Origin of the sequence: Curtobacterium sp. MCBD17_019 (assembly GCF_003234555.1) — a bacterium.
Lineage (GTDB): Bacteria > Actinomycetota > Actinomycetes > Actinomycetales > Microbacteriaceae > Curtobacterium.
Genome location: NZ_QKTT01000002.1, coordinates 33,960 through 47,863 on the forward strand (window position 1 = coordinate 33,960; position 13,904 = coordinate 47,863).

Genomic DNA, 13,904 nt, shown 5'->3' on the forward strand with positions numbered 1-13,904 from the left:
CGGCTGCCGGTCGCCCCCGGGGCGGTGTCCCCCGGCGCGTTTCCCTGGCGCATGGTGCCGCGGTCACGCCATGCGACGGAGCGTGTTCACGTTCCGCGTCGTCGTCGTCGCGCGGAACCGCGACGTGGCCGCACGCTTGGCGAACTGGGTGTCGGTGCTCGACCCCTTCGGGCACGCCCAGTAGACGACGCCGTCGCCGACGGCCACCCGGTCCGGCGGGTCCACCGGGTCGGCGACGAGGGCCTCGAGGGCGTCCTGGTCCGACGAGAACACGACGTACGCGTGCGTCGCCGCGTCGACCGGGAACGGGAACGCGTCGACGAGCGCCGCCAGTCGGTCCTGTCTCACGAGCACCACGGGCACCGGGCGGCCGAACCGGTCCTGGAGGCCCCGCTCGAGCCGGTCCCGCAGGGTCGCCTCCGCAGCGTCCTGCGCGAGCGCGTGCTCCGGTCCGGCGTCGGGCGCCGGGGCCGTGAACACCACGTTGCCGCTCGCGAGCACCGGTCGGACGTCGGTGCCGCCGATCCCCTCGACGACCGCGGTGAGTTCGGGGTTCCGGACGGTGACCCCGCCCACGTTCACGCCGCGGAGCAGGGCCACCCAGCGGGTGCCGACGTCCGCGTCGGTGGCGACCCGGCGTGCACTCACGACGGCTGCGCCTCCACCTCGTCACGCTCGAGCGAGATCGTCGGGATGGACGCGGTGATCACCGATCCGTCGGCACGGAGCGTGCCCTGGATGTCGCTCGTCGTCGGCGCGTGCGCCTCGAGCCGCGGCCCCTGGTGCCCGAGCTCGACGACGAGCGGGTGGTCCGCCGAGACGAGGAACTCCTCGTTGTGCACCCACACCGTGACCTCGGTGCCGTGCTCGATCGTGAAGGTCATGCGATCCGGTTCGAGCTCGACGCGCATCCGGTTCCCCTGCACGGTGAGCCGGAAGGTCAGGCCGGGCCATGTCTTCGGCAGCCGCGGATTGAACGTCAGTCGGCCGCCGTGGTCGCGCATGCCGCCGAAGCCGTTGACGAGGGCACCCCAGACGCCGCCCGTCGAGGCGACGTGGACGCCGTCGGACGTGTTGCCGTGCAGGTCGGCGAGGTCGACGAACAACGAGGTGAGGAAGTACTGCTCCGCGAGCTCGTGGTACCCGACCTCGGCCGCGATGATCGACTGGACGACCGCCGACAGCGTGGAGTCACCCGTGGTCAGTGCGTCGTAGTACTCGAAGTCGCGGCGCTTCTCGGCGGGCGTGAACTCGTGGCCCTGCAGGAACAGCGCGAGCACGACGTCCGCCTGCTTGAGCACCTGGAACCGGTAGATCACGAGCGGGTGGTAGTGGAGCAGGAGCGGGCGCTTCGACTCCGGCGTCTTCTCGAGGTCCCAGAGCTCCTTGTCGAGGAACTGGGCGTCCTGCGGGTGGATGCCCCGGTGCGGGTCGAACGGGATCTCCATGGCCTCGGCCGCCGCGGCCCAGCCCGCGATCTCCGACTCGTCCAGACCCGTACGACGGACCATGCGCGAGAACTCGACCGGGTCGTCGGCACGGAGTTCACGGCACGCGTTCACGGCGAACCACAGGTTCGCGCGGGCCATGACGTTCGTGTACATGTTGTCGTCGACGACGGTGGTGTACTCGTCCGGGCCCGTCACGCCGTCGATGTGGAACTTCCGGTCGCCGTTCCGCCGCCAGAAGCCGAGGTCCTCCCACAAGCGCGCGGTCTCGACGAGGATGTCGATCGCCCCACGCTTGAGGAACTCGCGGTCACCGCTCGCCCGCACGTACTGCATGAGCGCGTGGGCGATGTCGGCGTCGATGTGGTACTGCGCCGTGCCGGCCGCGTAGTACGCGCTCGACTCCTGACCGTTGATCGTGCGCCACGGGAACAGGGCGCCGCGCTGGTTCAGCTCCCGAGCGCGGTCACGGGCGGCGTCGAGCATGTTGTAGCGGAACCGCATGGCGTTCCGGGCGACGATCGGTGCCGTGTAGCTGAGGAACGGCAGCACGTAGACCTCGGTGTCCCAGAAGTAGTGGCCGCCGTACCCGGAGCCGCTCACGCCCTTCGCCGCGATGCCGTGGCCATCGGTGCGGGCGGTGGCCTGCGCGAGCTGGAACAGGTTCCACCGGACCGCCTGCTGCAAGCCGGGCTCGTGCGGGATCTCGACGTCGCTCCGGGCCCAGAAGTCGTCCATCCACGTCCGCTGGTGCGCGAACATGTCGTCCACGGAGGTCTCGGCCGCACGGTCGAGCGTCCGGTCGCAGCGATCGGCGAGCTCCCGGGCGGGGACCCCGCGCGACGTGTGGTACGTGATGGTCTTGACGAGGCGGATCGGCTGTCCGGCCTTGGCCGTGATCCGGTACACGTGCTTGGCGAGGTCGTCGTCGATCTGCGCGGTGTGGTCCCAGGTGTTGTCGGTCTCGAGCCGGTGCTCGGCCCCCACGCAGATGGTCATGCCCGAGCTCGACGTCTGGTAACCGAGCAGCGACCGCTCGCCCGTGTTCCGCCGGAAGCGCGGTTGCAGGACCCGGTTCGTGAACTGCTCCGCCTTGCGCGGGTCGAACATCGGCGCCGCGGTCTGCATCATCGCGTGGTACTCGTCGGGCACGTCCTGGCGGTTGAGGATCTGGCTCGACAGCAACACGGAGGCATCGTGGTCGAGCATCGTGACCTCGTAGTCGACGACCGCGAGGTGCCGGTCGGCGAACGACACGAGTCGGCGCGAGCGGATGAGCACGCGCTTGCCCGAGGGCGTGCTCCACTCGGTCTCACGGAGCAGGTAGCCGTCACGGAACTCGAGCCGTCGCGTGTACCGGAGGATGTCGGCCTCGGCGAGGACCAGGGGTTCGTCGTCGACGTAGAGCCGGATCACCTTGGCGTCCGGGGCGTTGACGATCGTCTGTCCCACCTTCGCGAACCCGAAGGCCTCTTCGGCGTGACGGATCGGCCAGGTCTCGTGGAACCCGTTCACGTAGGTGCCGTACGAGAACCCGCCCCGGCCCTCGTCGAAGTTCCCCCGGAGGCCGAGGTACCCGTTGCCGACCGCGAACAGCGTCTCGGCGACGCCCTGCTCGTCGGGGGCGTACTCGGCCTCTTCCAGCGCCCACTCGTCGATCGGGTAGCGGGTGCGGTCGAGGGGATCCGCGGTGATCGGGTTCATGCGTCCTTCCCGGGAGCGTCCGTGGGGTGGGTGACGGTGCCCGGAGCCGGCAGGTCGTCGACGAGGTCGGCGAGGTCGGGCACGACGACGTCCGCGCCGTGCGCGCGGAGGGCGTCCGCGCCCGCACCGCGATCGACGCCGACGACGAGTCCGAAGGCCCCGGCGTGGCCGGCCTGGACCCCGGCGAGGGCGTCCTCGAACACGACGCACGACGCCGGCGTCAGTCCGAGGCGGTGCGCCGCGTCGACGAAGGTGTCGGGAGCCGGCTTGCCGGCCAGGTGGTCGGCGATCGCGACGGCGCCGTCCACCACGACGGGGAAGCGGTCGAGGATCCCCGCGGTGCGCAGGACCGACCGGGCGTTCGCGGAACTCGAGACGACCGCGACGAGGTACCCGGCAGCGATGGCGGCGTCGAGGAACCGCGCGGAGCCGGGGTACGGCAGGACGCCGTTCTCCTCGAGCTCGGCGTTGAACGCGGCGTTCTTCCGGTTGCCGAGACCGCAGACCGTGTCGGCGTCCGGGCCGTCGGACGGGTCGCCCTCCGGGACCCGGATCCCCCGCGCGACGAGCAGGGACCGGACGCCGTCGTAGCGCGGCTTGCCGTCGATGTACGCGTAGTAGTCCTGCTCGGTGTACGGGGCGACCCCGTGCTGCTCGAGGTACGGCGTGAACAGCCGTGACCATGCGCGCATGTGGACGTCCGCGGTGGGCGTCAGGACGCCGTCGAGGTCGAAGAGGAGCGCACGCTGCTCGGCGAGGCTGCCGGGCACGCGTGTGGACGGGGTGGTCATCGGGCGATCGACCTTCCGAGGGGTGTGGCGGGGTGGGGTGGGGTTCCTGCGACTGGCCAGTGTAGGAGTCCGACCAGGGCGTGTCCGCTCAGCCTCCGGGCCGGGCCCGTGCGCGGCTGCCCAGGGGCACCGGTCGTGGGATGCCGATCGCGCTCACCCCGGGCATGGACAGCCAGGCCGTGGCGCCGTCGTCGACCACCGTGGCGAGGACGTCGTCGCACTCGGGGCAGCGGAGGACCGTGCCCGCCGCATCGGCCAGGACGACCACCGTGGCGACGACCCCGACCGCCCCGCAGCCGGAGCATCGGACCCGTGCGGTGGTGGTGTCCGTGCCGAAGACGTCGGCCAGGACCCCGGCCGCCGCGTTGCCGTCGAGTCGGGTCGTCATGCGCTGCCTCCGAACCGCTCGGCTCGCACGCCCCGGGTGTCGTACCCGAGCTCGCCGAGCCACGTGATGACCTGTTCGACGAACGGCGTCGAGCCGCAGACGTAGATGCGCGGGTGGGCCGCCGCCGGCACGATCGCGGCACCGAGGCGGTCCCGCGTCAGGCGGCCGGGTGCGGCGTCGTCGCCCGGGGGCGTCCGTCGCGAGTACACCGTCGTCAGTGCGAAGGGAGCGTCCGCGTCGAGCGCCGCCCGCAGTTCCGGGCGGAAGAAGACGTCCTCCGGCGTGCGGACCGCGTACAGCAACCGGAAGGGCGTGGGGTCCCCGGCCTCCGCGTGCGCACGGACCATCGCGACGAGCGGGACGACGCCGGATCCGCCCGCGATGAGCTGGACCGGGCGCGGTTCCGGTTCCGTCGGTGGCCGCCAGACGAACCAGCCGCCGAGCGGTCCGTGCACCTCGAGCTCGTCGCCCACCATGACGTCGTCGACCAGGAAGGGCGAGACCTCGCCGTCGTCGACCCGGTCGACCGCGAGCTCGACCCGGCTGCTCGCCCCGTGCGAGGCGATCGAGTAGGACCGCGTCGCCTGGTAGCCGTCCTCGGCGGTGAGGCGCAGGTCGAGGTGCTGGCCGGCCTCGTTCCCGGGCCAGCCCGCGACGTCGAGCACGATGCGCCGCGCCGTCGGGGTCTCGGACGCGGCCGCGACGACGCGCGCCACGTGCCACCCCGGGCGCGGGAGTGCGGACGCGGGACGGGAGGCCGGGTCCGCAGGCGCACCCGTCGTGGCCGACACCGTCTGCGCCGATGCGGTCGCTCCGACGTCGACGCTCACCAGTAGCGCTCTTCCTTCCACGGGTCCCCGTGCAGGTGGTAGCCCGCGTTCTCCCAGAAGCCCGGCTCGTCGTTCGCCTGCATCGTGATCCCGCGGACCCACTTGGCGCTCTTCCAGAAGTAGAGATGCGGCACGAGCAACCGCGCCGGGCCGCCGTGTTCGGGCGACAGGGGCTCGCCCTCGGCCTCGAACGCGATCCACGCCTTGCCGTCGAGGACCTCGGCCAGGGGCAGGTTCGTCGTGTAGCCGCCGTAGCTGTGGACCATCAGGTGGTCGAACGAGGTCTCGACGTCGGCGAAGACGGCGTCGAGCGGGACGCCCCGCCACCCCATGTCGAGCTTGGACCAGTGAGTCACGCAGTGGATGTCGGTCCGGATGTCCTCGATCCCGAGCGCCCGGACCTCGTCCCACGACCACTCGTGCACTGCGCCGGTCTCGGTACGGACGGAGAACTGCCACTCCTCGGGCTCGATGATCGGTGTGCCGCTCGCCGAGAGCACCGGCCAGTCGGCCACGGTGGTCTGTCCCGGTGGCACCCGCGGGTCCACGTCACGCCGCCGCCCGCCGAACCCCCTGGTGAAGGTCGCCATGTCCCGTCCTCCTCGTGCTCCTGCGCACCCCGCGGCGCGTGCTCCGATGATGGCCGGGGAGCACGCCCGCCGACAAGGTGCCGAGCCGAGATGGTGGACAGCGTTCATGCACCTGCCGATGTGGAGGACGAGCCGGAGACGGCGTCGACACGGCGGTGTCCACGCCGAACGGAACGACGGACGGGACCCGGTCGCCCGGGTCCCGTCCGTCGTGTCCCGCTCGGTCCGCGCGTGGTGCGGACCGAGCGGCGCCTGCGATCAGGCCGGGAGCTGCAGGACCTGCCCCGGGTAGATCAGGTCGACGTCGGTCACGGTGCGCGTGTTCGCACCAGCGAGGCGCGTCCACCCGCCGCTCACGCCGAGCTTCGTGGCGATCGTGTTGAGCGTGTCGCCCGAGAGCACCGTGTAGGTCTTGCCGCTCGTCGCCACAGACGGGATCGACGGCGCCGCGGGTGCGGACGGTGCCGCGACGGGCGCGCTCGAGGTCGCCGCGCTCGACGTCGCGGTGGACGAGGCGGCCGACGGCGCGGTGGAGGTGGTCGACGACGGAGCGGTCGAGGTGGTCGACGACGGAGCGGTCGAGGTGGTCGCCGCGGGAGCGGACGCGCCCTCGGTGCCGCTCAGACCGAGCCGGGACGAGCACGCCGGCCAGGCGCCCCAGCCCTGCGACGCGAGCACGCGGTTCGCGACCGCGATCTGTTCCGACTTGCTGGCGGACGCCGGGGTCCCGGTCCCGCCGTTGGCGGCCCAGGTGCTCTGGGAGAACTGGAGGCCGCCGGAGTAGCCGTTGCCGGTGTTGGTGGCCCAGTTGCCACTGCTCTCACACTGGGCGATCTGGTCCCAGGTCGACTCGGAGGCCGCGTTGGCGGGTGCCGCCAGGGCGACGCCCGTGACGGCGAGGCCGGCGAACGCGAGCCCGCTGACGAGCGCGCGGGTACGGATGGACTTCTTCATGGTGTGGTGCTTCCTCACGGGGCCGCGCACGCCGACGATCGTCGGACGACCGCTGCCCACCCCGGCCGATCTGCGGTCAGGTCGAGGGTTCCGTCGCGGGGCAGCTGTTCGCGCGCGTCCGGCCTCGTTGGTGCAACCGCCTGGGGCGGCCACCGTCATTCCCCACCCCCGGGACGACCTCGGCCACGATAGGTACCGCTCGACGCGGACTCAACCGGGAACGATCGGTCCACCCCTCGGTCGGGCGCGCAGCCTGAGCGGAACGACACCCCGGGATCGCCATGACCGCGCGGATCGGCGGCAATGGGCGCCGCGATCATCCGAATCACCTGGGAACCCCGCATCCGGGGGTCACGCCGACCCTGCCCAGAGTGCAGGACACGCCGTGTGCACTCGGGTGCACACGGCGTGTCCTGCGTTCTGAGCGGGAGGCTCAGAACCCCCGGTCGAGGCGGTGCCACACCTGCTGCACCTTGAGCTCCTGCCGGAACTCGCGGATCGTGGTGTGCTCGTCGATCACCACGAACTCGGTCCCGGCCATCGTCGCGAAGCGCTCCACGACGTCGAGCCCGACCGCGTTCGTCATGACGGTGTGGTGGGCGGCACCCGCGGCGAGCCAGGCCTCGGCGGCGACGGGGAACGACGGCCGGGGCTCCCAGACGGCGCGGCCGACGGGCAGGTGCGGCAGCGGCGCGTCGGGCTCGACGACGTCGACGACGTTGGCCGTCAGGCGGAAGCCGTCGCGGACGTCGGACATCGCGACGACGACGGCCTCACCCGGGTCGGCCGTGAACACGAGGCGCACGGGGTCGTCCTTGCCGCCGATGCCGAGCGGGTGGATCTCGAGCGTGGGGCGTGCGGCCGTCAACGTCGGCGAGACCTCGAGCATGTGCGCGCCGAGGATCTTCTCGCGAACCGGCGTGAGCTCGTACGTGTAGTCCTCCATGAGCGAGGCGCCGCCGGGGAGCCCGGCCCCGGCGACGTTCATCGCGCGGACGAGCACGGCGGTCTTCCAGTCGCCCTCGGCACCGAACCCGTAGCCGTCGGCCATGAGCCGCTGCACCGCGAGGCCCGGCAGCTGCTTGAGCGCGCCGAGGTCCTCGAAGTTCGTCGTGAACGCACCGAACCCACCGGCCTCGAGGAACGAGCGGAGCCCGAGCTCGATCGCGGCACCGTCACGGAGGGACTGGTGGCGCTCGCCACCGCGACGGAGCTCGGCGACGACCTCGTACTCCTCCTCGTACGAGGCCACGAGGGCGTCGACGTCGGTGTCGTCGACGTCGGCGACCGCGTCGGCGAGCTCGTTGACGGCCCAGGTGTTCACCTGGACGCCGAGCGCGATCTCGGCCTCGGTCTTGTCACCCTCGGTGACGGCGACGTACCGCATGTTGTCGCCGAAGCGCGCGAGCTTGAGCGACCGGACAGCGGCCCAGGCGGCGGCCGCACGGGCCCACGCCGAGACCTCGGCCACGACGCGCGGATCCGACACGTGGCCGATCGTCGTGGCGTGCGCGACCCCCATGCGGGCCAGCGCGTAGCCGAACTCGCGGTCGCCGTGCGCGGCCTGGTTGAGGTTCATGAAGTCGAAGTCGATCTCGCCCCAGGGCAGCTCGACGTTCGCCTGTGTGTGCAGGTGCAGCAACGGCTTCGTGAGCGCACCGAGGCCGCCGATCCACATCTTCGCCGGGCTGAACGTGTGCATCCACGTCGTGACCCCGATGACGCGGTCGTCCGCGCTCGCCTCGATGAGGGCGCGGCGGATCGAGTCCGGGTCGGTGAGCACCGGCTTCCACACGAGCTCGACGGGCACCTGCGCCGCGAGCTGCGCGTGCACCGCCTGCGACTGCTCCGCGACCTGGCGGAGGGTCTCCTCGCCGTAGAGCCCCTGGCTCCCGGTCAGGAACCAGATCTGGTATCCGTCGAGTCCGCTGTCGATCTGCGTCATTGCATCGCTCCCTTGGGTTCCTGTCCGTAGACGTTCTGGTACCGGTCGAACAACCGGTCGATGTCGGCGGGGTCGATCGGCAGCGGGTCGCCGAGCTGCCGGCTGATCTGCACGGTGCGGGCGACGTCCTCGGCCATCACGGCCGCCTTGACCGCGTCGCGGCCGTCCTTGCCGATGGTGAACACCCCGTGGTTCTGCATGAGCACGGCGCGCGAGCGGTGCCCCTCGAGCGTCGCGACGATGCCGCGGCCGATCGAGTCGTCACCGATGATCGCGAACGGACCGATCGGGATGGGTCCGCCGAACTCGTCCGCCATCGCGGTGATGACGCACGGGATCTCCTCGCCCCGCGCGGCCCACGCGGTGGCGTAGGTCGAGTGGGTGTGCACGACGCCGCCGACGCTCGGCATCTGGCGGTACACGTAGGCGTGCGCGGCGGTGTCGCTCGACGGACCGTGCTCGTTGCCCCAACCGTCGGCGGGCACGCCGTCGAGGGTGCAGACGATCTGGTTCTCGGGACGGAGCTCGTCGTACGTCAGGCCGGACGGCTTGATGACGAACAGGTCGGCGCCGGGCACGCGCTCCGACACGTTGCCGCCCGTCCAGACGACGAGTCCGTTCCGGGTCAGCTCGCTGTGCAGGGCGGCGACCTTCTCGCGGGTCGCCTGCACGGCGGCACGGACGTCGTCGGACACGGCGTCGCCGGACACGGGGGTGTCCTCGGTCATGGGGTTGCTCCTTCGTTCGGGGTGTCGCCGTTCGCGACGGCGTCGCCGGCGGCGTCGCCGTCACTCGTGCCGGCCGGTGTGGCCGCGACCGCGACCGGCTGCAGGGCCAGGCCGGCCCGGTACCGCTCGAGGAACGTGGCGAAGCCCGCGACGTCCTCGGCCGCCGGCTGCACGACGTCGACCGTGTCGCCATCGAAGACCTCGGTGGCCAGGTACTCGGCCAGGGACCGCTCGTCGGCGGCCTCGAGGTACGCGGCGAGGACCGCCATGCCCCACGGACCGCCCTCACCGGCGGTCGCCCCGACGGCGATCGGCACCCGCAACGCGGCGGCCAGCAACTGCTGGGCCGGCCCGCGCGTCCGGAACAGGCCCCCGTGGGCGAGCAGCTGGTCGACCGCGACTCCCTCGCCCGCCAGGACGTCCATGCCGATACGGAGGGTCGCGAACGCCGCGTCCACCTCGGCCCGGATGAGGTTGCCGAGCGTGAACCGACCCGCGGGACTGCGGACGAGGAGCGGTCGCCCCTCCTCGACGCCCGTCACCGGCTCGCCGGACAGGTAGTTCGAGGACAGCAGGCCACCGGCGTCGGGGTCCGCGTCCAGGGCCTCCGCGAGCAGCGCCGCGTACACCCGGTCCGGCTCGACCGGCGACCCGGTGACCTCGGCGAAGCGGCCGAACACCCGCGCCCAGGCGGCGAGCTCGCTCGCGCCGTTGTTGCAGTGCACCATCGCGACGGCGTCACCGGACGGCGTCGTCACGACGTCGAGCTCGTGGTGCGCGGCGGTGAGGGGTTCCTCGAGCACGACCATGGCGAAGATGCTCGTGCCGACGCTCACGTTCCCGGTGCGCGGCGCGACCGCGTTCGTGGCCACCATGCCGGTACCCGCGTCCCCCTCGGGCGGGCAGAGCGGGATGCCGTCCTGCAGCGAGCCGGTCGGGTCCAGCAGTCGTGCGCCGTCCGCGGTCAGCTGCCCCGCCTCCCGTCCGGCGGGGAGCACCTCGGGGAGCACGGCCGCGAGGTCGAGGTGCGCGGCCCGCTGTCCGACGCGCTCCTGGACCGTGGCGAGCATGCCGGCGTCGTAGGTGCCGGTGGCGGGGTCGATCGGGAACACGCCCGACGCGTCCCCCACGCCGAGCACCCGACGCCCCGTGAGCTTCCAGTGCACGTACCCGGCGAGCGTCGTCAGCGACGCGATGTCGGCGACGTGCGGTTCGTCGTCGAGGACCGCCTGGTACAGGTGCGCGACGGACCAACGGAGCGGGATGTTGAACTGGAGCGCCTCGGTCAGCTCGGCGGACGCCGCGCCGGTCGAGGTGTTGCGCCAGGTCCGGAACGGGACGAGCAGTTCGTCGTCCGCGTCGAACGCCAGGTAGCCGTGCATCATCGCGGACACGCCGATGGCCCGGAAGCGCGTGGGGCGCACCCCGAACCGGTCCTGGACGTCGGACACGAGGTCCGCGTAGCAGGCCTGGAGGCCCGACCAGACGGCGTCGAGCGGGTACGTCCACCGGCCGTCGACGAACTCGTTCTCCCACTCGTGGCTGCCCGATGCGATCGGCAGCAGGTCGGCGCCGACGAGGGTCGCCTTGATGCGGGTGGAGCCGAGCTCGATCCCGAGGGTCGCGCGACCCTCGCTGACGTCGTCGGCGTGGCGCTGGCGCGCCTGGTCGTCATCGGGCATGGGCGACTCCTTCGTCATGGTGTGATCGTGCCATGTGAGCGCTCACTTCGGCAAGGCCGGGAGGCACGGATCGGGTGGGTGGGCCGGTCAGGACCGGGGGTGCGGGCTACGTCGACGTGCGCACGACGAGCTCCGGCTCGACCGTCCGGTCGGTCACGGCACCACCGGTGAGCACGACGAGGACGGCCTCGAGCACGCGTTCGCCGAGCGATGCGAAGTCCTGCCGCACGGTGGTGAGCGGCGGGGTGAAGTGCGCCGCCTCGGGGATGTCGTCGAAGCCGACGAGGGCGACGTCCTCGGGCACGCGGACACCCCGGTCGGCGAACGCGTGGAGCACGCCGAGCGCCATCTGGTCGTTCCCGCAGAACACGGCGTCGACCGTGTCCCGGTCGAGCGCGAGCCCGGCGTCGTACCCGCTCTCGGGCGTCCAGTCACCCGCCAGCACGAGCGGTTCGAACCCGGCCTCGCGGACGAGTCGCTCGTACGTGTCGCGGCGGACCACGGCCTCCTGCGAGACCTCCGGGCCCGTGAGGTGCGCGATCCGGCGCCGCCCCCGGTCGAGCAGGTGCCGCACGGCGAGTTCCGCGCCGGCAGCCTGGTCGATCGCGACCGCGGTCCACCCCGCGACCTGGCCGGCGCGACCGTTCGCGATGACGACGGGGACCGGCGGGGCCACCGGGAGCGCGGCGAGGGCGTCGGTCGCGGTGGAGTCCGCGGCGACGAGGACGATCGCGGCGACGTCCTGCGCCAGGAGGGTCTCGACGGCGTCGCGCATCGACTCCGGTTCCGCCCGGTCGAGCGTCGCGGTGAGCACGTGGTACCCGGCACGACGGGCCGCCTGGTTGAACGCGAGCGCGGTGCTCGTGGGACCGTGCAGGGCACCGCCCGTGGACACGACACCGAGGGCGCGGCTCGTCCGGCTCGCGAGGGCCCGGGCGGCGGCACGGGGTCGGTACCCGAGCTCGGCGATCGCCGCGGTCACGCGCTCGCGCAACGGCGCCCGCACCGTCGCGTCGCCGTTGATGACGCGGGACACCGTCTGGTGGGAGACCCCGGCGCGCTCGGCGACGTCGAAGATCGTCGGCGAGCGCGTCACGCTCCGCTCCGGGGTTGCTGTCACGTCTGCACCGTACCGTTCCGGCATCGGCGACCGAGCCCTGGCCGGGTGCGGGACCGACCCGCACCCCGCCAGGTCGGCTCAGCCGATGGTCACCGCCGTCCATGACGTCGCCGGCAGCTCGATCGTGAGCGTGCCGTCCTCGAACGTCGCGGTGTCGTTCGTCCGCAGGCCGACGCGCTCGGTGTCCTCGAGCGTGTTCTTGGCGTGGACGTCGTCGTCCCAGATGCCCTGGGCGCTGACCGAGCCGGTCGCACTCGCGCCGAGCCGGCCGAGGTCGAGCGTGACGGTCGTCGCCGCGTCGGTGCTCCGGTTGATGAGGAACACCGACGTGCGCTCACCGTCGGTCGTCGCAGCGGCGTCCACCACGGGGACGGCACCGTAGACCGGGGTGTCGATGGTGTCGCCGTCGATCGCGACCTTGAGCGCCTGGCCCTGGGCGAGCTGCGACGTGAGCGAGAACGGGAAGAACGTCGTCTGCCGCCAGGCCGGGCCGTTCGGCTCGGTCATGATCGGGGCGATGACGTTGACGAGCTGCGCGAGGCTGGCCGAGGCGACCCGGTCGGCGTGGTTGAGCAGCGTGATCATGAGGCCGCCGAAGGCGACCGCGTCGGCGACCGAGTAGATGTCCTCGAGCTGCCGCGGGGCGATCGGCCACTCGTCGATCGTGTACGTCTTCTGCTGCGCCTCCCAGTCGGTGATGTACCAGACGTTCCACTCGTCGAACGAGATCTCGATCGTCTTGTCCGACTTCCGGGCGGCCTTGACGTGGTCCGCGGTCTCGACGACCGAGCGGATGAACTGGTCCATGTCGATACCGGACGAGAGGAAGCTGACGAGGTCGCCGTCCTTCTCCTCGTAGTAGGCGTGGCAGGAGATGTAGTCGACGTCGTCGTACGTCTGCTCGAGGACCTCGCGCTCCCAGGCGCCGAACGTGGGCATGCCACGGCCCGAGGACCCGCACGCGACGAGGTCGATGTCGGGGTCGATCTGGCGCATCGCCTTGGCGGTGCGCGAAGCGAGCTTGCCGTAGTCGACGGCGTTGCGGTGGCCGAGCTGCCACGGGCCGTCCATCTCGTTGCCGAGGCACCACATGCGGACGTCGAACGGCCGTTCCCGCCCGTTCGCCTTGCGCTCCTCGGAGCGCGTGGTGCCACCGGGGACGTTCGTGTACTCGAGGAGCTCGATGGCCTCCTTCGTGCCGCGCGTGCCGAGGTTCACCGCGAGCATGAGGTCGCTGCCGACCTGGTCGAGCCAGTGCGAGAACTCGTGCAGCCCGACCTGGTTCGTCTCGGTGGCGTGCCACGCGAGGTCGAGGCGGCGGGGACGCTGGTCGACCGGCCCGACACCGTCCTCCCAGTTGTAGCCCGACACGAAGTTGCCGCCGGGGTACCGGATCGTCGTGACCCCGAGCTCCTTGACGAGCTCGATGACGTCCTGCCGGAAGCCCTGCTCGTCGGCGGTGGGGTGGTTCGGCTCGTGGATGCCGTCGTAGACGTGGCGGCCGAGGTGCTCGACGAACCCGCCGAACAGGCGACGCCGGACCGGGCCGATGGTGAACGCAGGGTCGAGGGAGAGGTGGACGCGCGGCATTGCGGTGTTCCTTCGTTCGCGGTTACAACGTTGTAGTGGCTCCGAGTGTACGGCGGAAGCCCGAGGGACACAACGCGATCCACGCCGTGCCGCGGGATGCCGTCGCGTCTGCTGGGCAGCGCCGCGTCCGGTGA

12 protein-coding genes are annotated in these 13,904 nt (G+C 71.9%); all 12 read right to left on the reverse strand.

Translation table 11 applies throughout. The features are described from left to right. Nucleotides 1-63: 63 nt before the first annotated feature. Nucleotides 64-648 (reverse strand): DUF1697 domain-containing protein, encoded by a 585-nt coding sequence (locus DEI82_RS02085; protein WP_111035644.1) that lies wholly within the window; start codon nt 646-648, stop codon nt 64-66. Then, on the reverse strand, nt 645-3,152 hold the full coding sequence (locus tag DEI82_RS02090) for a glycoside hydrolase family 65 protein (RefSeq protein WP_111035645.1): 2,508 nt from the start codon (nt 3,150-3,152) through the stop codon (nt 645-647). The genes DEI82_RS02085 and DEI82_RS02090 overlap by 4 nt, the downstream gene beginning before the upstream one ends. Beyond that, the gene (locus DEI82_RS02095; RefSeq protein ID WP_111035646.1) at nt 3,149-3,943 is read right to left on the reverse strand and encodes an HAD family phosphatase; all 795 of its coding nucleotides are present in this window, start codon (nt 3,941-3,943) and stop codon (nt 3,149-3,151) included. The genes DEI82_RS02090 and DEI82_RS02095 overlap by 4 nt, the downstream gene beginning before the upstream one ends. An 88-nt stretch (nt 3,944-4,031) precedes the next feature. Next, entirely contained in the window at nt 4,032-4,331 is a 300-nt protein-coding gene (locus DEI82_RS02100; protein ID WP_181435070.1) for a DUF6510 family protein, read from the reverse strand. Beyond that, nucleotides 4,328-5,161, reverse strand: a complete 834-nt coding sequence (locus DEI82_RS02105) for an FAD-binding oxidoreductase (RefSeq protein ID WP_309146635.1) — start codon at nt 5,159-5,161, stop codon at nt 4,328-4,330. The genes DEI82_RS02100 and DEI82_RS02105 overlap by 4 nt, the downstream gene beginning before the upstream one ends. Then, nucleotides 5,158-5,751, reverse strand: a complete 594-nt coding sequence (locus tag DEI82_RS02110) for a molybdopterin-dependent oxidoreductase (protein WP_111035647.1) — start codon at nt 5,749-5,751, stop codon at nt 5,158-5,160. The genes DEI82_RS02105 and DEI82_RS02110 overlap by 4 nt, the downstream gene beginning before the upstream one ends. A gap of 258 nt (nt 5,752-6,009) precedes the next feature. Further along, nucleotides 6,010-6,705, reverse strand: a complete 696-nt coding sequence (locus tag DEI82_RS02115; RefSeq protein WP_111011261.1) for a transglycosylase family protein — start codon at nt 6,703-6,705, stop codon at nt 6,010-6,012. 433 nt (nt 6,706-7,138) lie between these two features. Continuing rightward, the gene (gene araA / locus DEI82_RS02120; protein ID WP_111035648.1) at nt 7,139-8,650 is read right to left on the reverse strand and encodes an L-arabinose isomerase; all 1,512 of its coding nucleotides are present in this window, start codon (nt 8,648-8,650) and stop codon (nt 7,139-7,141) included. Further along, a complete protein-coding gene (locus DEI82_RS02125; RefSeq protein ID WP_111035649.1) occupies nt 8,647-9,378 on the reverse strand; it encodes an L-ribulose-5-phosphate 4-epimerase in 732 nt (243 codons plus the stop codon). Before DEI82_RS02125 ends, araA begins: the two co-directional genes overlap by 4 nt. After that, the gene (locus DEI82_RS02130) at nt 9,375-11,060 is read right to left on the reverse strand and encodes a xylulokinase (protein WP_111035813.1); all 1,686 of its coding nucleotides are present in this window, start codon (nt 11,058-11,060) and stop codon (nt 9,375-9,377) included. The genes DEI82_RS02125 and DEI82_RS02130 overlap by 4 nt, the downstream gene beginning before the upstream one ends. A gap of 106 nt (nt 11,061-11,166) precedes the next feature. After that, a complete protein-coding gene (locus DEI82_RS02135) occupies nt 11,167-12,180 on the reverse strand; it encodes a substrate-binding domain-containing protein (protein ID WP_258368731.1) in 1,014 nt (337 codons plus the stop codon). A gap of 78 nt (nt 12,181-12,258) precedes the next feature. Next, a complete protein-coding gene (locus DEI82_RS02140) occupies nt 12,259-13,770 on the reverse strand; it encodes an alpha-N-arabinofuranosidase (protein ID WP_111035650.1) in 1,512 nt (503 codons plus the stop codon). Between the last annotated feature and the right edge of the window lie 134 nt (nt 13,771-13,904).

Coding starts and splice junctions, on each gene's coding strand:
- DEI82_RS02090 (WP_111035645.1), bottom strand. CDS start 3,152: ATGAACCCGATCACCGCGGATCCCCTCGACCGCACCCGCTACCCGATC.
- DEI82_RS02095 (WP_111035646.1), bottom strand. CDS start 3,943: ATGACCACCCCGTCCACACGCGTGCCCGGCAGCCTCGCCGAGCAGCGT.
- DEI82_RS02100 (WP_181435070.1), bottom strand. CDS start 4,331: ATGACGACCCGACTCGACGGCAACGCGGCGGCCGGGGTCCTGGCCGAC.
- DEI82_RS02110 (WP_111035647.1), bottom strand. CDS start 5,751: ATGGCGACCTTCACCAGGGGGTTCGGCGGGCGGCGGCGTGACGTGGAC.
- DEI82_RS02115 (WP_111011261.1), bottom strand. CDS start 6,705: ATGAAGAAGTCCATCCGTACCCGCGCGCTCGTCAGCGGGCTCGCGTTC.
- araA (WP_111035648.1), bottom strand. CDS start 8,650: ATGACGCAGATCGACAGCGGACTCGACGGATACCAGATCTGGTTCCTG.
- DEI82_RS02125 (WP_111035649.1), bottom strand. CDS start 9,378: ATGACCGAGGACACCCCCGTGTCCGGCGACGCCGTGTCCGACGACGTC.
- DEI82_RS02130 (WP_111035813.1), bottom strand. CDS start 11,060: ATGCCCGATGACGACCAGGCGCGCCAGCGCCACGCCGACGACGTCAGC.
- DEI82_RS02140 (WP_111035650.1), bottom strand. CDS start 13,770: ATGCCGCGCGTCCACCTCTCCCTCGACCCTGCGTTCACCATCGGCCCG.